The following is a 20,259-nucleotide window of genomic DNA, read 5'->3' as shown; positions in this document are numbered from 1 at the left end:
CCGCCGACCCACTGTCAACCCGATGTTGACACCACGCTGCTGTCAACCTACGGTTGTCACATGACGACGAACCCCAACATCACGTCATCCGTACGCCTCGACGACCTCATCGCGGCCATCAAGAAGGTCCACACCGACGCGCTGGATCAGCTACAGGACGCCGTGATCGCCGCCGACCACCTCGGCGAGGTGGCCGACCACCTGATCGGCCACTTCGTGGACCAGGCCCGGCGCTCGGGCGCGTCCTGGACGGACATCGGCAAGAGCATGGGAGTGACCCGGCAGGCGGCGCAGAAGCGGTTCGTGCCCAAGGAGACGACGGACCTCGATCCCAGCCAGGGCTTCGGCCGCTACACGCCACGCGCCCGCAACGTGGTGATGGCCGCCCACAACGAGGCCATCGCGGCGCGCAATCCCGAGGGGCGCCCCGAGCACCTGGTCCTCGGCCTGCTGGCCGAACCGGAGGGTCTGGCCGCCAAGGCGATCACCGCGCAGGGTGTCCTCCTGGACACCGTACGCCAGGCCGCCGCCGCCGCGCTGCCGCCGGCGGTCGAGGAGGTCCCGGAGCTCGTCCCCTACGCCCCCGACGCGAAGAAGGTCCTGGAGCTCACCTTCCGCGAGGCGCTCCGCCTCGGCCACAACTACATCGGCACCGAGCACATCCTCCTGGCCCTGCTGGAGTTCGAGAACGGCGAGGGCGTCCTGACCGGCCTCGGCATCACCAAGCCGGCGGTGGAGGAGAACATCGTGGCGGCACTCGCCAAGATCACGGCAAAGCCCGGCAAGCAGGACTGAGCGGGGTCGTGGGCAGCCAAGGCGCCGATCTGGCCCGGGGCTTCCGGGACCGACGCTGATGCGCAGTCCGGCGCGGAAGACGCCGTCGGCTGCCGACCTCGCTCAGACCCCCGTTTCCTCCGGCGTCATCGGCGGCTCGGTGGGCGTCGGCGCGGGCGGACGGAAGAGGACGGCCCGGGCCACGGGCGGGGCGAACAGGGCGGTGACAGGCGCGGAAAGAGTCAGCACGGAGCGGAAGGCCCGCCCCACGACGGGGTCGCCGGGAAAGCGCTCCTGTACCCGCCGCAGATACCAGTCGGCGACGCTGTCCGCGGGCCCGACGGCGACCGCGTTGCCGACCGCGCCCGGCATCTTGCGGTCCGCCCCGGCGGAGATGTCCCACGCCTGCCGGGACGCCGCGAGGAGTGCCCGCTGCACGTGCCGCGTCGTGGGGGTCCGGCGCGGGTCGGCCAGGGCGTCGCGCAGGGCGACCGCGCTCATCGCGGCGACGGCCATGCCCTGTCCGTAGATCGGGTTGAAGGAGCACAGGGCGTCGCCGGTGGCGAGGAATCCGGCCGGGCGGCGGCCCGGCAGATCGTAGCGGCGTCGGACATTCGCGTTCCGCCGGAAGCCGAACGCCGGCGAGAGCGGTTCGGCCTCGTCCAGCCACCGGTGCAGGAGCGGATGCGGCAGCCTCTTGATGTATGTCACGAACTCGTCGTCGTCCGTGGGCGGTTCGTCGCCGCGCACCCCTGAGACGATGACCAGATGGGTGCCGTCCTCCAGCGGCAGCGCACCGCCGCCATGGACCTGGACGGGGTCGGGGTAGACGTAGTAGCCGACGGTGTCGCCGTCGAGGACACCGCTCCTGCCGCGGTAGACGCGTGAGGCGTACGCGAGCCCGGTGTCGATGGATTCCTCGTGCGGGGCCTCGGCCCCGATCGCCGTCAGCCACTGCGGGGCCTTCGTGCCGCTCCCGGAGGCGTCGACGACCAGGTCGCCCTCCAGAGCCCGCTGCTCCTCACGGACGTCGCCGGAACGGGCCCGCAGCAGCACACCCCGCACGCGCGAGGCGCCACCGAGGAGCCCGACGACTTCGGTGCCCTCCACCGCGCTGATCGCCGGGTTGGCGAGAACGCGCCGCCGCACCGCCTCCTCGAGCTGCGCGCGGGAACCGGTGTAGATGTGCGTCGTCGCGGGCAGCCGCCGCAACCAGTGCCCGGTCTGCCACTGCACCATGTCCGACGGCATGCCCACCCGCGGCGCCCCCGCCGCCCGCAGCTCCGCCAGGAAGCCCGGCAGCAGCGACTCCAGGGCCACCTGCCCACCCTCCAGCAGGACATGGGGATGCCGGCCCTGCGGTACCCCTGGCCGCGGCTTCACGCCGTCCGGGAACCGGTCGCGCTCGACGACGGTCACCCGGTCGGCGTGCGCGGCCAGGACGTGTGCCGCCAGCAGCCCCGAAAGACTCCCGCCCACGACGATCGCATGCCGCCCGCCCCGGCCACCGTCCACGCCCCAACGGCCCGTCTCTCCGGCAGAGTTCACCGATCCGCTCCCCTGGTCGCCACGTCATGAGAAAGCATCAGTATCCCGCTCCGCAGGGCGAGCCGATCGCGTTCCGGCCGTTCTGCGCGTCCCGAGGACACGTCGAATCGCCACACCTCCCCCAACGGCACAGGAGCCTCGCGCGTTGCGCGGACTTCGGCCTGGTCAACGTTGGTCCAGCACCTCGCGCAGGCTGTGGGGGCGCATGTCCGTCCAGCGTTCCTCGATGAAGTCGAGAGCCGATCGCCGGGCCGTGTCGTGGAGCGCCACCGTCCAGCCTGCCGGGACCTCGGCGAACGAGGGCCAGAGGGAGTGCTGTCCTTCGTCGTTGACGAGCACGTGGAAGACGCCGGTCTCGTCGTCGAAGGGGTTGTCGCCGCTCATGATGTTCCTTTCAGGGAGTCGGACAGGGCAGTCGTTCCGGCGGGGGGCCCGAGGAGGTCGGTCACGCGGGCGCCGGGGTCGGCGGCGAGCGCCCGCAACAGCCGCCGCAGTTCCCGGGCGAACCACTCGGCACGCGAGGGCTCGACGACGTCCGGCCGGTAGGTGAGCCGCAGGCTCAGGCGGGTGTCGTCGGCGAAGGCCGCCAGGGAGAGGGGGTAGTGCGTGGCGTCCTGCCCCTCGACGTGCACCAGCCGCAGTCCCCGGGCGTCCTGCGACAGGCCCGCCCGCTCCAAGGGGTAGTTCTCGAAGACCAGGTGGGTGTCGAACAGGTCGCGGCGGCCGGTCAGCCGCTGGATGTCCGGCAGCCCCAGGTGCTGGTGGGGCAGCAGAGCGGCCTGCTCGTCCTGGAAGCGGCGCAGGAGGTCCCGTACGGTCTCCCCCGGGTCGATCCCCACGCGCACCGGGACGGTGTTGATGAACAGGCCGATCATCGACTCCATGCCCCGCAGATGGGGCTGGCGTCCGGAGACGGTGGTGCCGAAGACGATGTCGCGCCGTCCGCCGCGCCGGGCCAGCAACAGCGCCCAGGCGGCCTGCACCACCGTGTTGAGGGTGGGCCCGCCCGCGCTCGTCGCGCGCAGCCGCCGGGTGAGATCGGCGGACACATCGACCCGCAGGGACTGTGCGGGCGCCGTCGTCCGGGGCGTCGTGGGGAAGGCGGGTGCGGTGTCCGCCCCGGCCAGCGCGGCCGACCAGGCGGACCGTGCCGCGGCCAGGTCCAGGGCCGTCAGGGCATGGAGGTGCTCACGGTAGGGGGTCACCGGGGGCAGTGCGGCTCGGTCGCCCTCCTCGGCGTACAGGGCGAGCAGTTCGCGGATGAACAGGGGCATCGACCAGCCGTCCAGCACCAGATGGTGGTTGGTGAGCACCAGCCGGTACTCGTCCGGCCCCCAGGTGACGAGGGTGAAGCGCAGCAGCGGAGGGCGTTCCAGGTCGAAGCGGCGGTGCAGGTCGGCGTGGGTGATCCGGCGGAGGACCCGTTCGCGGCGCGGCGCGGCGACCGGGGTGAGGTCGATGTCCCGCCATTCGGGCCCGACCGGGCCGGGCAGCACCTGGACGGGATGCGGCAGGCCCTGATGAACGAAGGCGGCCCGCAGATTGGGGTGCCGGTCCAGGAGGGCGGCGACAGCCCTGCGCAGGACGTCGCGGTCGAGGTCGCCGCGCAGGTGGAGGACGAACTGGGCGTGGTAGACGTCCGGGGCGTCGGGGGCGTACAGCGAGTGGAAGTGCAGGCCCTGCTGGAGGGGCGTCAGGGGCAGCACGTCGGACAGCCCGGGGTAGGCCGCCTCCAGTTGCTCGATCTCCGTCTGCCCGAACCGGACCAGGGGCAGGTCGGAGGGAGTGCGTCCGCCGGCGCCGGCGGTCCGGGCCCGCGCCACCAGCGCGTCGAGCGCGGTGGTCCAGAGTGCGGCCAGCTCCCGTGTGTCGGTCTCGGTGAACGCCTTGTCCGCCCACGTCCAGGTCGCGTGCAGCCGGGGCCCGGAGGGGCCGTCGACCGTGAGGGCGTCCAGGGCGATGAGATGGTGGCCGGTGGGTGACGATGCCGGGTCCGCCTCCGGCGTGGGGGGCGCGACGGCTGCCGCGGCGGTTTCCGGGACGGTGGTGGATTCCGGGACGAGGCCCCAGTCCGTCTGTGACTGGGCGGCGAGCCGGCCGAGGTAGTTGAACCCGATCTGGGGTTGTCCCAGTGCGCGCAGTTCCGGGGCCGTCCGCTCGTCGAGGTGGCGCAGGACGCCGTAGCCGATGCCCCGGTCGGGAACGGCTCGCAGTCGCTCCTTGGTCTCCTTCAGTGCCCGGTCCAGTGCCGGGTCGTGGGCCCGGACCTGGCTCCAGTCGCACCCCGCGGTCTCCAGCGGGAACGGGAACACGCTGGTGAACCAGCCCACGGTGCGCGACAGGTCCTGCCCGGGCAGATCGGGGCGTCCGTGGGACTCCAGCTCGATGACCGGAGCTTCGGTGGCGGCGCCCGCGTCGGCGGCGGTGGCCCGGCCGCGGCGGCGCCACTCGGTCAACGCCAGCCCCAGCGCGGTGAGCAGCACGGGTTCCACCCCGCAGTGGAAGGCCGCGCCCACCTCCGTCAGCAGCGGCCGGGTACGCTCCGGCGGCAGCGTCAGGGTGAGGTGCCGGGCGGCCGAGCCGGCGGCATCGTGTGGAACATCCGTCAGGGGGCGGGCCGCGGCCAGGGTCTCACGCCACAGCGGGAGTTCGTCGCGCCGGGCACCGGTGCGGCCCTGTTCGGCGAGGAACCGGGCCCACTTGCGGAACGAGGTCGGGGCGGACGGCAGCTCGGGGTCCCGGCCGGCCGTGACGGCCTGGTACGCGGCGGCCAGGTCGGGCAGCAGGATGCGCCAGGAGACGCCGTCGACGGCCAAGTGGTGGACGACCAGGACCAGTCGGCCCGGGGCGCCCGGCCCGGCGTCGAGGAACACCGCGAACAGCATCGCGCCCGTGGTCGGATCGAGGCGGTCCCGGGCGGTGGCGCCGGCGTCGGCGAGCAGTCGGGGCAGGCGGTCCCAGGTGTCCGTCGCGTCGACGCGACGGACCCGGTCCCCGGCCCGGCAGTCACCGGGCGGCAGGACGTCCAGGGTCCATTCCGCGGGTTCCCGGGGCGCGGAGGCCGTGCCGAGGGTCAGCCGCAGTCTCAGCGCCGGGTGGTGGTCCAGAAGTGCCTGGACGGACGCGGTCAGGGTCTCCTCGGTCAGCCCGGGCGGGGTGCGTACGGTCACGCTCTGGCTGAAGGCGGCGAGGTCGCCGCGCTGTTGCTCCCGCCACCAGTGCATCACCGGCGTCGGCGGCAGGGCACCCGCGGCGTCCTCGGCACCGGTCGCGGCGGAAGCCTCCTGTGCCGTCCCCGCGGCCTCCGCCGTCCTGGCGAGTTCCGCCATCGTGGCGCAACGGAACACGTCGCGTACGCTGATCCTCACCCCCGCCTCATGGGCCCGGCTGACCAGCTGGATGGCCATGATGCTGTCGCCGCCGAGGGTGAAGAAGCCGTCGTCGACGCCGATCGCGGTCACGCCGAGCAGCTGTGCGGCGATCTCGCACAGCAGGCGTTCGTGAGCGGTGCGCGGCGCGGCCCGGTGCGGTGCGGCCATGGGCGGGGCGGGCAGCGCGGCCCGGTCGATCTTGTGGTTGCGGGTCAGCGGCAGGTGGTCGACGACGACGTACGCCGTCGGCACCATGTAGTCGGGCAGCACCGCGGCGGCGTGGTCCCGCACCGCGGCCTCGTCCACCGTCCGGCCCCGTTCCGGGACCAGGTAGGCCACCAGCCGACGCTCGCCCGGCCGGTCCTCGCGCACGACGACGGCGGCCTGTCCGACCGCTCCGTGCCCGGTCAGCGCCGTGGCGACCTCGTCGGTCTCGATGCGGAAGCCACGCAGTTTCACCTGGCCGTCGGTGCGTCCGGCGAACACCAGGACACCGTCCGGCTGCCGGCGGGCCAGGTCACCGGTGCGGTACATCCGGGCTCCGGGGGGACCGAAGGGGTCGGCGACGAAGCGTTCGGCGGTGAGGTCCGGCCGGTGGAGGTAGCCCCGGGCGATGCCCGTGCCGCCGAGATACAGGTCCCCGGTCACGCCGGGCGGAACCAGGTGCAGGTACGCGTCCAGCACGTAGGCCCGGGCGCCGTCGAGGGGCCGTCCGATCGGCACCGCCGCGGAGTCCTCCCGATCCGTGCCGTCCGTCCGACCGGTGTCCGTGACCAGGTGCCGGGTGGCGAAGGTGGTCGCTTCGGACGGGCCGTATCCGTTCACCACGCGGGTGCTCGGGCAGTGCCGGCGTACGACGCTCACGGCGCGCGGGGACACGACGTCGCCGCCCGTCCACACGGTGTCCAGCTCCCGCAGACAGCCGGGGTTCTCCTCGGCGACCAGTTGGAAGAGACCGGCGGTGAGCCACAGGGTGGTGACGCCGGTGCCGGTGAGCAGGCGCCCCAGGGTCGCCAGGTCGAGGTCGCCCGGCGGCGCCACCACGATCTCGCCGCCGTTCAGCAGCGGAACCCACAGTTCCATCGTCGAGGCGTCGAACGAGTGCGGGGAGTGCAGCAGGACCCGCTGCGGCCGGGTGCCCTGCCAGCAGCTGTCGAGGGCCAGGGCGAGGACATCTCCGTGGGTGACGGCCACTCCCTTGGGGGTGCCGGTCGAACCGGAGGTGTAGGTGACGTAGGCGAGGGCGTCCGGGTGGTCCACGGGTCCGGGGACGGGCGTGGTCACGGCTGGATCCGGTACCGGGCGCCGGTCCCGTACGTCGACGATCCCCGGGCCGCCCGGAGGGCCGGCCGCGTCGGTGACCAGGACGGCGGCTCGGGCCTCGGCCAGCACCGCGTCCTGCCGGGACCGTGGCGCCCGGGAGTCCAACGGCAGGTACACGCCACCGCACTTGAGGATCGCCAGCACGGTCACGACGTGGTCGGCGCCCCGGTCCAGCAGGACACCGACCGGTGTCTCGGCCGTCACCCCGTGGGCGGTCAGCCTGCCGGCCAGCCGGTCGGAGCGGGCGTCCAGATCGGCGTAGGTGAGGACCTGGCCGCCGGCCCGGACCGCCGGGGCGTCGGGGCAGCGGCGCACCTGTTCGGCGAACCGGCCCGGCACCGTGGCGTGTTCGCCGCGGGGCGGGGCGCAGGGCGCGGCCCAGGTGGTGAGCAGGCGGCGGCGTTCGGCGCTGCTGAGCAGGTCGACGCGGTGGACGGGCGTGTCCGGGTCGGTGGCCACCCGCTCCAGCAGCCTGGTGAAGCGGTCACAGATCGCCTCGGCGGTGTCACGGCCGAGCAAGCCGGTCCGGTACTCGAGGACGCCGTCCAGGCCGAGGCCGGAGCCGTCCGCCGCACGGTGCTCGTACAGGCTGAACGACAGGTCGAACTTGGCGGCGCCGGTGCCGACCGTGCCGACCGTCGCCGTCGCGCCGGGCAGTTCGAACCGGGGCGGTGCCGGGGTGACGCCCAGCATCACCTGGAACGGCGCCTGTCCGCTCGCCGCGCGCCGCGGTCGCAGAAACTCCATGACCAGGTCGAACGGCACCTCCTGGTGGGCGAAGGCGGTGAGGTCGGTCTGCCTCACCCGTCCGAGCAGTTCCCGGAACGTCACCTCGCCGGAGGTGTCGGTGCGCAGCAACAGCGTGTTCACCAGGAAACCGACGGTGTCGTCGAACAGGGGGTCGCCGCGCTCGGACACGGCCGTGCCCACCGGGATGTCCGTCCCGGCGCCCAGCCGGGTCAGGAGCGCCGCCAGACCGGCGTGCACCACCATGAACAGGCTCGCCCGTTCCTCGGCGGCCAGGCCGGCGAGCCGGGCGTGCAGTGCGGCGGGGATGCGGAAGCCGACGGTGTCACCGCCCTGCCCCGGCCGGGGCGTACGGTCGGCGGGCAGCTGGATCCGCTCCGGCAGGCCGTCGAGCACCTCGGTCCAGTGGGCGATGCCGCGGCGCGCGATGTCCGTCGGGTGGTCGTCGGTGCCGAGCAGCTCGCACTGGCGCAGGGTGAAGTCGGCGTACTGCGCCGGCGGCGTGGCCCAGCCGGGTGCCCTGCCGTCCAGCCGGGCGGCGTAGGCCGTCCGCAGGTCGGCCAGCAGCGGCGCGAGAGAGGCATGGTCGCAGGCGATGTGGTGCAGGAGCACGAGCAAGGTGTGCTCGGTCGGGCCGACCGTGAACAGGTCGGCGCGCAGGGGCGGTTCCTGGTCCAGGCGGAAGGTGTGGCGGGCCCGCGCGGCGAGGGCGTCCGGCAGCCGGGCCGGGTCGGTGCGGGTGACGGTGAGTTCGGGTCGAGCCTCGGCCGGTGGCAGGATCCACTGCTCCGGCCGACCGTCCGCCTCCCGCACGACGGTACGCAGCGCCTCATGACGTCCGGCCAGATCCGCGAGGGCGGCCCGCAGCGCCTCCTGGTCGACGTGCCCGGTCAGCCGCAGCACCAGTGGCACGTTGTACGCGCTGCCCGGTCCGTCCAGCGAGTGCAGGAGCCAGAGCCTGCGCTGCCCGAAGGAGAGCGGGACGCGCTCGGGACGGGCGCCGCCGGTCAGGGTCCGCGCGTCCGGCTCGGCGGGGTGGTCGGGATCCGGCCCGTACCGGTCCGGCCCGTACCGGTCCGGCCGGTCGAGTCGGGCCGCGAGCGCGGCCACCGTCGGATGCTCGAACACGTCCCGTACGTCCAGCTCGGCGCCCAGCGTACGGCGCACCGCGCCGACCAGGCGGGCCGCGCTGAGGCTGTCGCCGCCCAGCGCGAAGAAGCTGTCGCCCGACCCGACGTCCGAGGCTCCGAGGAGGTCGGTGTAGAGCGCGGCGACCCGCTGCTCCAGGCGGGTGCGGGGCGGGTCGGAGCGCTGGGCCGTTCGCGGGACGGGGCTGGGCAGCGCGGCCCGGTCCAGCTTGCCGTTCGGGGTGAGCGGCAACTCGCTTACGGGGACGAGGAGTGCGGGGATCATGTGCTCGGGCAGGCGGGTGCGCAGGGCGTCGCGGAGACGGGCGAGGAAGCGGTCGGTGGCGTCATCCGCGCCGTGGTCCGGGTCGTGGTCCGGGCCGTGGTCCGCCTCCGCGGGGTGGGCGGGGAGGACGTGGGCCACCAGGCGGGGCTCGGCACCGGGGGTGCCGCCGCCGTCCGTACCGGCGCGGCCGTCGGTGTCGGTGTCGGTGTCGTCCCGGACCGTCGGCCACGCGGTCACCGCGGCCCCCGCCACACCCGGGATCGCCAGCAGAGCGGACTCGATCTCGGCGGGCTCGATGCGGAAGCCGCGGATCTTGACTTGGTCGTCGGCCCTGGCCACGTACTCCAGGCTGCCGTCGTACCGCCACCGGACGAGGTCGCCGGAGCGGTACAGCCGGGATCCCGGCGGGCCGAACGGGTCTGCCACGAAGCGCTGCGCGGTCAGGTCCGGCCTGCCCAGGTACCCTCTGGCCACGCCGGCTCCGGCCACGTACAACTCCCCCACCACCCCGGGCGGTACCGGGCGCAGCCGGCTGTCGAGGACGTGCAGACGGGTGCCGGGCAACGGCGTTCCCATCGGGCTGCCGGAATCCGCGAGGTGGCCGGCGGTCAGGTCGAGCCGGGTCGCGTGGACCGTGGTCTCGGTGATGCCGTACATGTTCACCACAGCGGTGGAGGTGGGTCCTCGCCGCTCGCACCAGGCACGCAGCCGGGCCGGACGCAGCGCTTCCCCTCCGAAGATCACCCGGCGCAGGGCCGGCAACCGCCATCGGCCGGGCGCCTCGGCGTCCGCGCGGTCCAGGGCGTGGAAGGCGGACGGGGTCTGGTTCAGCACCGTCACCCGCTCCCGGTCCAGGAGGTCGAGCATCTCCCGGGGCGAGCGGTGCACGCCCTGGGGGACGACGACCAGCCGTCCGCCGTGGGCCAGCGCGCCCCACATCTCCCAGACGGAGAAGTCGAAGGCGCTGGAGTGGAACATCGTCCACACGTCTCGGGAGTCGAACCCGAAATCGGCCGCGGCGCCGGTCAACAGCGACACCGGACCGCGGTGCGGCACCACCACTCCCTTGGGCCGGCCGGTGGAGCCCGAGGTGTAGATGACGTAGGCGGCGCAGTCGGGGGTGAGCGGACCGGGGCGGTCCGCGTCGGTCAGGTCCCGGTCCAGGTCCGTCGGTTCCCCGGTGGCCGTCCGCGCCGGTACGGCGTCCAGCTCGGTGGGGGTGATGACATGTACGGGCCGCGCGTCGGCCAGGATCGCGGCGATCCGGTCGGCGGGCCAGGCCGGGTCGGCCGGCAGGTAGGCCGCCCCTGTCTTGGTGACCGCGAGGATCGCGACGACCAGGTCGACGGAGCGGGGCAGAACGACCGCGACAGTGCGCTCCGGGCCCGCGCCGAGGCCGATCAGGTGCCGGGCGAGCCGGTTGGCGCGGGCGTTGAGCTCCGCGTACGACAGCCGCTCCTGGCCGCAGCCGACCGCGGGGGCCTGTGGGGTGCGGGCGGCCCAGCGCTCGACCAGCCCCGGCAGGGTGCCGGCGACGGGCGCGGCGGCGGACGCGCGTCGGCCTGTGGGGGTGGGCGGGCGCGGCAGCGCCCACCGCCGCTCGGCCGCCGACAGCAGGTCCAGCCGCCCGACGGGCTGTTCGGCCCGGGTGGTCAGCCCGCTGAGGAGCCGGGCGAAACGACGGGCTTCGGCACCGGCCGCGCGGGCGCCGTACGCGGAGGAGGAGGCGTACAGATCCACGCGCAGTCCGGATCGCTGCGCCTCCGGGTGGACGGTGACGGACAGGTCGTCCACGGGGCCGACCGCGATGTGGTGCATCGTCATGGGTCGGCCGGCGAACCGCTTTCCGAAGCTGAACGGCATCACGTTCACGGCGAACCCGTGCAGTCCCCGCCCGGTGGCCGCGAGCCCCAGGTCCCGTCCGAGATCCTCCTGCGGATAGCGCTGATGGGCGAGCGCGGCGGACAGCTCGGCGCCGACAGCCCGTATCAGGTCGGTGGCGGGCCGGTCCGGGTGGATCCGGATCCGCAGCGGCAGCACGTTGGAGGTCATGCCGGCCACGGCACGGGCCAGGGGGCCGGTGCGCCCGGCGACCGGCAGCCCCACCACCACCTCGTCGCCGGCCCCGCCCGAGCGGGCGTGTGCCATCAGGGCCCCGGCGGTCACCACCACCACCGGCCACCGCACTTCGCACGCGCGCGCGAGATCCCGCAAGGTGGCGAAGCCGGTCCCGGTCAGCCGGGCGACGCCACGGGCCGCGACACCGCTCCCGGTGCCCGGGTCCGCCGTCGGGCCGGCCGGGCGGGGTGCGGCCGGCTCGGGGCGGCCGGCCATGCGGGCCAGCCAGAAGGCGCGGTCGGCCGCGAACTCCGGGCCGGCGCGGTAGTCGCTCTCCGCCCGCAGCAGCGCGTCCAGCGAGACCCCTGCTCCATGGCCCGGTTCCTCGCCGCGCTCCAGGGCCCCGTAGATGTCGCCGAGACGGCGGGCGAACAGGGCGCCGCCGAGGCCGTCCATGACCAGGTGGTGACAGACCAGGGACCAGCAGACGCGGTGGTCCGACAGCCGGATGAACGCGGTCCGGAACAACGGGCCTGTCGCCGGGTCGAACGGCCTGGCGACGTCGGCGCGCAGCCACTCCACCGCCGCGGCCAGGGGGAACATCTCGTGCCTGAGGTCGACGAACTCCGGCGCCCAGGACGGGAGCGGCTCGACCCGCTGCCGCGGCCGCTCCCCCTCCGCCTCGGTGAACCGGACGCGGAGGGGTTCCGCCTCGGCCAGGACGGCCCGGAAGGCCCGCTCGAACAGGACCTCGTCCAGGTTCCCGGCGACCTCGAACCCGGCCGCCACGTGGTACCGGGCCGACGCGGCGAGCTTCTGCCCGAACCAGATCCCCTGCTGGGCGGTGGTGAGGGGAACGGAGCCCGGCGGGTTGCCACCGGTCCCGAAACCCCCCGCCGTCGGCACGGCCGGTGTCACTGCGGACCCCCCGCGGTCAGCGAAGCCGCCCGCAACCAGCGGGTGATCTCCCGTCCGACGGTGCCCAGCGGAGCGGGCCTGCCCAGCTCGCCGTGCGTGCAGTCGACCGGGACGACGTCGGCCCGGCCACCGTCCAGCAGCGGCCGCCACAGTTCCGCGGCGAGGTCAGGCGAGGTCTCGCGGGCCGCGAAGACCAGCGGGTTCCCGGCGTACGGGCGCGGTTCGTGGGCGTGGGAGAGCCGGGCGTTGTTGGCGAAGATCCGAGCGACGGCCGCCACCCGCTGCTCGTCGAAGGCGGCCAGCAGTCCGGTCTGTTCCCGGGCGATCTCCACGAAGCGCGGATACGTCAGCGTCTCTCCCTCCCAGGCGGACCGGTCGTATCCGAAGAACTCCAGCACCATGGCCAGGACGTCCCGGCCGGCCACCGTCGGTTCCTCCGGCTGGGCGGCGCCGGCGCCGTCACCGGCTCCGTCGGGATAGGCGTCGAGGATCGCCAGCAGCTCGACCGATTCACCGCTCCGCTGGAGCTGCACCGCCATCTCCTGGGCCACCATCCCGCCGAACGACCAGCCCAGCAGGCGGTACGGCCCGGCCGGCTGGACCGAACGGACGTGGTCCAGGTAGTCCGCGGCCATCTCCTGGACGGACGCCGGCAGTACGTCCTCGCCGTCGAGGCCTCTGGCCTGGAGGCCGTAGACCGGCTGATCCGGGCCGAGGGACCCGGCGAGGCCGGCGTAGGACCACGCGATGCCCGCCGCGGGGTGGACGCAGAACAGCGGGGTGCCGGCGCCCTCCTCGCGCAGTGGCAGCAGGATGCCGGTACCGGTCTGCTGTCCCTGCCGCCGCTCCGGCTCGGCGGAGGTCTCCCCCGCCTGCCGCTCGACGGCGGGCCGGGCAGCGGACTCGGTGCCCACGAGGGACCCGACCGTGCGCGTCGGCTCGTGCGCCGCCGTCCTCAGCAGTTCCACGAACCGCTCGGCGAGGAGGCCGGCGCGTTCGCGCTCCACCAGGTGCGGGCGGTAGTCGAGCCGCAGGGAGAGCCGCTCACCGCGGGCGGAGGCGACGAGGTTCAGCGGGAAGTGGGGGGCGTCGTCGCCGTAGGCCCGGACGAGCTTCAGGCCGGGCGCCGGCTCGGCGAGTTCCTCGGAGTCGAGGGGGTAGTTCTCGAAGGCCATCACGGTGTCGAAGGGGTTGCCGATGTCCGTGATCCGGCGGATCTCCCCCAGGCTGATGTGGTGGTACGGCAGCAGCGCGGCCTGTTCCCTCTGGAGCCGGACGAGCAGCGTGCCCAAGGTCTCCGCCGCGTCCAGCCGGACCCGGGTCGGCACGGTGTTGATGAACAGCCCCACCATCGTCTCCACGCCGGGGAGTTCGGCGGGCCGCCCCGAGACCACCGAGCCGAAGACCACGTCCGAGCCGCCGGTCTCCTGGGCCAGCAGGAGGCCCCAGCCGGCCTGGAGCACGGTGTTGGCCGTCACGCCGTGGCGGCGGGCCATGTCCACCAGGGCGGCGGTCTCCTCCGCGTCCAGCTCCACGCTCACGAAGCACGGTGCCTGCGGCTCCCGGTCGTCCTCGCGGGCGATGAGGGTGGGCGCGGTCAGCCCGGACAGGGCCGCGCGCCACGCGGACTCCGCCTTGGTCTTGTCGGCCCGGACCAGCCAGGTCAGGTACTCGTGGAAGGGCGTGTTGGCGGGAAGTTCGGCGCCGGCCGCGGTCGCGGCGCTCTCGTCGCCGCCGTACCGGTAGAGCACGAACAGTTCGCGCAACAGGACGGGCAACGACCAGCCGTCCACGATGATGTGATGGGTGGTCAGGACCAGTCGGTGCCGGTTCTCGCCTGTCCTCAGGAGCAGCATCCGCAGCATGGGCGGGGCCGTCGGGTCGAACCGTCGGCTGCGTTCGAGGTGCAGCAGCCGCTCCGTCTCCGTCTCCCGCCGGTCCTGTGTCAGCGCGCTGAGGTCCTCCTCGTGCCAGGGAAGCCGAGCCCCGGTGTCGAAGACCTGGACGGGCTCGGCCAGCCCTTCGTGGACGAAGGCGGCGCTGAGGTTGGTGTGCCGTCCCAGGAGCGCCTGACCGGCGGCGCGCAGCCGAGCGGGGTCGAGTTCTCCGTCGAGTTCCAGCCACACCTGGACGGTGTAGACATGCTGCTCGTCGGCCTGTCCGTCGCCCTGCTGGACGAGCAGCCGGTCGGTCAGCACGTGGTACAGCAGGCCGTGTTGCAGCGGTGACAGGGGCAGGATCTCCGTGAGGCCGGGATAGCTGCGCTCCAGCCGCTCGATGTCGTCCTGGCCCAGTGCGGCCAGTGGGAAGTCGGACGGCGTACGGCCGCCCGCACCCGGCTCACCGGCGTGCGCCGCCAGCTCGTCCAGGATCTCGAACCAGGCCGTCCCCAGCTCTTCGATCAACTCGTCGTCGAGGATGCCGTCCGCCCAGGTGAGGCTGACGCCCAGTTCGGGTCCCCGGTCGGTGTCCTGGGTCAGCGCGGTGATCTCCAGGGGGTGGGCGAGCGGCATCTCGGCGTCGGCGCCGGCGCTCATGCCCGCCTCGGGTGCCGGTCCCCAGGCCCGCTCGTCCGACGCGGCGGGCAACAGGAACCGTCCGAAGTAGTTGAACCCGATGTGCCGGGGCTCGGCGGCGGCCAGAGCCGCGGAGGTCTGCGGGTTCAGGTGGCGCAGCTGGCCGAACCCGATGCCCTTGTCGGGGATGGCGCGCAACTGCTCCTTCACCCGCCGCAGGGCCCGGCCCAGGTCCCGGCGAGAACGGTGGCGGCCCGAGGCGTCCGCCGCGCCGGGGGCGATCCGTACCGGGTACAGGCTGGTGAACCAGCCGACGGTACGGGAGAGGTCCGCGTCGGCGACCACGGGCTCGCGCCCGTGCCCCTCCACGTCGATCACCACGTCCTGGCCCGTGCCGAGGGTGCGCTGCACGGCCAGCGCGAAGGCGGTGAGCAGCACGTCGTTGATCTCGCAGTGGAAGGCCGCGGGGACGGTGCTGAACAGGTGCTTTGCCCGGTCCGCGCCGTAGGTCATCGCGCGGGAGCGGGCGGTTCCCACGGTGTCGCGGGCGGGATCGAGCGGTCGGCGGGCCAGCTGCGGGCCGGGGGTGTCCAGGATGTCGGTCCACAGCGCCAGTTCACTCGTCCGCAGTTCGGTGCGTGCTTGTGCGGACAGTTCACGGCTCCAGTGCCGCAGGGAGGTCGCGACCGGCTGGAGCCGCGGATCCCGGCCGGCCGCCAGGTCCTGATACGCGCCGTGGAGCTCGGGGACGAGGATGCGCCAGGACACTCCGTCGCAGGCCAGGTGGTGCGCCATGAACAGCAGTCGGCCCGGCGCCTCGGTCCCCGCGTCCAGCCAGACGACCTGCACGAGCCTGCCGTTCAGCACGTCCAGCCGGTTCTTGGCGCGCTCGGCCTCGTCCGCGAGGACCTCGGGCAGGGCAGTGGATTCCTCGAACCCGCGCACGTCCACTCGTCGTACGCAGGACGAGGCGCTCACCGAACGGGGCGGCAGCACCTCCATGCGCCAGTCGGGCGACGTCCGGTCCAGGCGCAGCCGGAGCGCGTCGTGGTGGTCGAGGAGGGCCTGGACGGCGCGAGCCAGCAGGTCCTCGCGCAGCCCACCGGGCACCTGGAGCAGCACGGCCTGGTGGAAGCCGTCGACAGGGCCACCGAGTTCACGGAAGAAGTGCATGATCGGCGTGAGGGGCACCTCGCCGACCGCGGCGGCGGTCTGTTCGCCCTCCGTGCGTACGGTCTCGCGCGCCGCCGCCGCCAGGGCGCGGACGGTCTTGTACTCGAAGACGTCCTGCGGGGTGAGGACGAGCCCCGCCTGCCGCAGCCGGCTCACCAGCTGGATCGACATGATGCTGTCGCCGCCGAGGTCGAAGAAGCTGGCGTCCACCGGGATGTCCGGCCGGTGCAGCACCTCCGAGAAGACCCGCGCGATCTGTCGCTGCCGGGGCTCGGCGGGGGCCGCCGGGGTGCCGTCGGCCTTATCGGTCCCGGGGTTGGAGGCGGGGAGCGCCTCCTGTGGGCTGGAGGGCCCGGGGGACGGCGGGGTGTTCGGCCGCGGGGCCGCCTCAGAGGTGGTCGGCTGCCGGGCGGTCGACACCGGAGCCGCCGATGCCGGTCGACCGCGCTCGGGCGCGGTCGGTTCGGGCGCCGCTTCGGACACGGTCGGCTCCGGTTCGGCCTGGTGCAGCCCGGTCGGCGTCGGCTTCGGCGTCTGCGTCTGCGTCTGCGTCTGCGTGGCCGGGATTCCCTGCACCGCCGTCGCCTCGCGGTCCAGCTTGCCGCTGGGGGTGCGCGGCAGGGTCTGGGCGAGGCGGACCTCCCGGGGGACCAGGTGTCCCGGCAGCCGTTCGGCCAGCCAGTTGCGCAGGGCCGCGGGGTCGGGGTGCCCGGATGCGGCCTCTGGCACCGCCCAGGCGACCAACCGGGTCTCCCCCGACGAGTCCTGACGGACCGACACGAGGCTCTCGGACACCTCGGGGTGGCCGGCGAGCACGGCTTCCACCTCTCCCGGCTCGATACGGAAGCCGTTGACCTTGACCTGCTCGTCCGCCCGGCCGAGGAACTCCAGTTGCCCGTCCGCCCGCCAGCGTGCCAGGTCGCCGGTGCGGTACATCCGACGGCCGGGCGGGCCGAACGGGTCGGCCACGAACCGCTCCGCGGTCAGCCCCGGCCGGCCCAGATAGCCACGCACCAGACCCTCACCCGCGAGGTACAGCTCTCCCGGCCGCCCGCAGTCCACCGGCTGGAGCGCCGAGTCCAGCACATACGTCCGCACATGCCGCAGTGGCCGGCCGATGGGTGGAGCGCCCCCGGTCCCGGGGTCCCCGGCCGGCGTGTCCTCGGCTGACCACACGGTGGCGTACACGGTTGCCTCGGTGGGCCCGTAGACGTTGAGCAGCGTCGTGTCCGGCATGGTCCGCGCGATCCGGGCGGCGAGCGGCGCGGGAAGCGCCTCCCCGGCCATGGCCAGCGTCCGGACGGACAGGTGCAGTTCGCTGTCCGCCAGGAGCTTGCCGAACACGGACGGGATCGCGCAGAGCAGGCCGCCGGACCAGCGCGGCGGGTCGCCGTCGAGGAGCGACAGCAGGTTGCCGGCCACTTCGACGCTGCCCCCGGTGGCGAGCGCGGGGAAGATCTCGGCCACCGACACGTCGAAGCTGAACGACGTGGCGGCCAGGGTGTGCGCCAACGCCTCCGCCCCGAACTCGGCGGTCGCCCAGGCCACCAGCGGAACCACGTTGCGGTGCAGGACCACGACGCCCTTGGGGGTGCCGCTGGAGCCGGACGTGTAGATGACGTACGCGGGGTGCGCGGGCCGCACCGGTGCGACGCGTTCGGCGTCGGTGACAGCCTGGGGGGACAGCCGATCCAGCTCCGCCACGGTCTCCTCGTCGTCCAGCGCGATCACCGGCACCGGCAGGCCGCCGAGGTCGAGGTGCCCGCTGCCGGAGTCGGTCAGCACGCACAGCGGCCGGGCGTCGTCGACCATGAAACGGATCCGCTCGGCCGGGTAGGCGGGATCCAGCGGCAGGTAGGCGGCCCCGGCCTTGAGGGCGGCGAGCATCGCGACGATCGTGTCCGCGGACCTCGGCAGCAGCAGTCCGACCAGCCGCTCGGGCCCGGCACCCCGGCCGATCAGCAGCCGGGCCAGCCGGTTGGCCCGTTCGTGCAGTTCTCCGTAGGTGAGGACACCGTCCCGGTGCCGGACCGCGACGGCCCCGTGGTGCCGGGCCGCGGCGCTGTCCAGCAACTCGGTGAGCGTTCCGGAGGACGGCTGCTCCTCCGCCCGCGACCACGCCCGTACGGCGGCCAGTTCGCCGGAGCCGAGGAGCGGGAAGGCTCCGACCGGCCGGCCCGGCGCGACGGCGGCGGCGGCCAGCAGGCGCTGGAACCGCCGGGCGTGGGCGCCCATTTCGGCTGTGGTGTACCGGCCGGGCACGCCGTGGAACCCGATGCGCACCCGCTGTCCCGCGGACTCGTCGTCGATCACCACGCGCAGGTCCCGCACGGGCCCGGTGCCGATCCGGCGGACCGTGGCCGCCGATGCGCCGAACCGGAGCCGCGGGGCGGGCGGCCGGACGTCCACGACCGGGCCGTAGAGCGTCTGTCCGTCCGACAGGCCCAGCTCCCGGCACAACTCGTCGTGCCGCAGTCGCTGGTGGCTGCGGACACGGCGGCTCTCGTCGGCCACCTGGCGTACCAGTGAGGCGAATCCGGTGCCGGGGCGGACCGTCAGGCGCAGGGGCGCGATGTCCTCGGCGGCCTCGGGCGCGCGCTGCGCGGACCGGGTCGGCCGGCCGTCGACCGGGACGCCCAGCACCACGTCCGCGCTGCCGCTGACGCGGTGGACGTACGCCGCCACGGCGGCGAGCAGTACGGCCCGGGGCTGGGCGCCGGTGTAACGCGCGGCGGCCCGGATGCGCTCGCTGTCCGCCTCGGTGAGGACCGTGTGGTGTGCGACCTCGGCCCCGGCAGCGGACGGCTCCTGGGTGGTGACCGAGGCCAGGGTCACCGGTTCCGGCCGGTCGGAGAGACGTTCCCGCCAGAAGGCGAGGTCACGCTCCCGCTCCGGCGACGTGCGGTACGCGGCGTCCTCGGCGGTCGGCCTCGCCACCGGCACCGGCCCGCTGTCCCGCTCGGGCGGGCCCTCGACGCGCGCGGTGTACACCTCCGCGACACGGCGGGAGACCAGGGCGCAGCCATGGGTGTCGATCACGGATCCGGGGTGCCGGTGGAACCAGTGGAAACGGTCCGGTGCGAGACGGATGAGCGCCTGGTCCGATCCGGAGCCGCCCCGCGGCCGGGGTGCCCGGGAAAGCGCCGCCCGTACCCACTGCGTCGCGGCGACGGACGGGTCGGACCGGTCGCCGACGTCGATCATCTCGATCACCGGCTCGTCGCCCGTCCCCGACTCCTGGACGACCTGGGCCACCGCCTCCTCGAACAGGCCCTGGTCCAGCGGACCGTGGACCTCCACGACCTCCGCCGCGTACGAGGTCGTGTACAGGCTCGTGTAGGGGCTCGCGCACCGGTCCGCGTCCTCGCCCTGCTCGCCCGGGGCGCCCGGCGGCTCATGCCAGGTCTCCTCCTGGCCCGCGGCCGACGTGGTGGTGCGCCTGCTCTGCTGGTCAGCCATGGCGGGTCTCTCCCTGTGAAACGCGCTGGAGCTTCGGATACGGGTAGAAGCCGCCGCCCGCCTTGCGGCCGGTACTGCCCTCGGCGACGAGCCGGGCGAGCAGCGGGCAGGGCCGGAAGCGTTCGTCACCGGTGTGGTCGAGCAGCACCAGCAGCGAGTCGAGGACCGTGTCGAGACCGATGAGGTCGGCCGTGTGCAGCGGGCCCATCGGATGGCCGAAGCAGTCCTGGAAGACGCGGTCCACCGTCTCCGCGTCGGCCGTGCCTTCGCCCAGCACCGTCGCGGCCTCGTTGAGCGTCAGCATCAGGACGCGGTTGGTGACGAAGCCCGGTGCGTCCCCCACCACGAGGGACCGCTTGCCGATGCCCTCCAGAAGGGCCACGGTCCGCCGCAGGGTGGCGTCCGCGGTCGCCGGCGCGCGGACGACCTCCACGGTGTCCTTGAGGGGGGCCGGGTTCATGAAATGGGTGCCGATCATCCGGTCGGGACGCTCGGTGAAGGAACCGAGCCGGGTGACCGGGACGCACGAGGTGCAGGAGGCGAAGATCGCCGCCGGCCCGCACACCTCGTCCAGCTCCCGCAGGATCTTCGCCTTCAGCGGTTCCTTCTCGGGTGCGCACTCGACCACGAAGTGGGCGGCGGCCAGGGCGGAGAGCTCCGCCGACCAGGTCACCGCGTCCGTCGCGTCCCCGGCTCGCGCGAGGGGGGCCGTCGGCGGGGCCGCCCCGTCGCGCCGCCGCAGCAGCCGGGCCATCCGAATGCCGTCCCGCAGCCGGTCCGGACCGCTCTCCAGGGCGTCCGGCACGGGGTCGACGACCACGACCGGGTGCCCGGCCTCCGCGAAGCACTGCGCGACACCGACGCCCATGGTTCCGGCACCGACGACACCGATGGCCGCCGGTACCGGCTCGCCGGGCTCGGTCTGCTGATGTTCGCCCACGATCGGGGATCTCCTTCGA

Annotated in this window: 6 protein-coding genes; 1 reads left to right on the top strand and 5 read right to left on the bottom strand. The window is 74.0% G+C overall.

The window, feature by feature from the left end; all coding sequences use genetic code 11:
• Positions 1-60: 60 nt before the first annotated feature.
• Entirely contained in the window at positions 61-795 is a 735-nt protein-coding gene (locus tag QQS16_RS39400; RefSeq protein ID WP_286067441.1) for a Clp protease N-terminal domain-containing protein, read from the top strand.
• Between the two features lie 102 nt (positions 796-897).
• Here the strand turns inward: QQS16_RS39400 and QQS16_RS39395 are convergent, their stop codons facing one another.
• The 5 genes from QQS16_RS39395 to QQS16_RS39375 all read right to left on the bottom strand — a co-directional run bounded on the left by QQS16_RS39395 (position 898) and on the right by QQS16_RS39375 (position 20,240).
• Entirely contained in the window at positions 898-2,253 is a 1,356-nt protein-coding gene (locus tag QQS16_RS39395; RefSeq protein WP_286068138.1) for an FAD-dependent monooxygenase family protein, read from the bottom strand.
• Positions 2,254-2,487: 234 nt separating this feature from the next.
• On the bottom strand, positions 2,488-2,706 hold the full coding sequence (locus tag QQS16_RS39390) for an MbtH family protein (protein ID WP_286067440.1): 219 nt from the start codon (positions 2,704-2,706) through the stop codon (positions 2,488-2,490).
• Positions 2,703-12,140, bottom strand: coding sequence for a non-ribosomal peptide synthetase (locus QQS16_RS39385; protein WP_286067439.1), 9,438 nt, complete (start codon positions 12,138-12,140; stop codon positions 2,703-2,705). Before QQS16_RS39385 ends, QQS16_RS39390 begins: the two co-directional genes overlap by 4 nt.
• Positions 12,141-12,148: 8 nt before the next feature.
• Complete coding sequence (locus QQS16_RS39380; protein ID WP_286067438.1) at positions 12,149-19,300, bottom strand: non-ribosomal peptide synthetase; 7,152 nt, start codon at positions 19,298-19,300, stop codon at positions 12,149-12,151.
• Positions 19,293-20,240: a 3-hydroxyacyl-CoA dehydrogenase family protein gene (locus QQS16_RS39375; RefSeq protein WP_286067437.1), complete on the bottom strand. Its 948-nt coding sequence runs from the start codon at positions 20,238-20,240 to the stop codon at positions 19,293-19,295. The genes QQS16_RS39380 and QQS16_RS39375 overlap by 8 nt, the downstream gene beginning before the upstream one ends.
• Positions 20,241-20,259: the final 19 nt, after the last annotated feature.

Source organism: Streptomyces sp. ALI-76-A, assembly GCF_030287445.1.
Classification (GTDB): Bacteria; Actinomycetota; Actinomycetes; order Streptomycetales; family Streptomycetaceae; genus Streptomyces.
Note: the sequence above shows the minus strand (reverse complement) of the source record. Positions and strands in the feature narration are given on the sequence as shown.

Coding starts and splice junctions, on each gene's coding strand:
- QQS16_RS39400 (WP_286067441.1), top strand. CDS start 61: ATGACGACGAACCCCAACATCACGTCATCCGTACGCCTCGACGACCTC.
- QQS16_RS39390 (WP_286067440.1), bottom strand. CDS start 2,706: ATGAGCGGCGACAACCCCTTCGACGACGAGACCGGCGTCTTCCACGTG.
- QQS16_RS39380 (WP_286067438.1), bottom strand. CDS start 19,300: ATGGCTGACCAGCAGAGCAGGCGCACCACCACGTCGGCCGCGGGCCAG.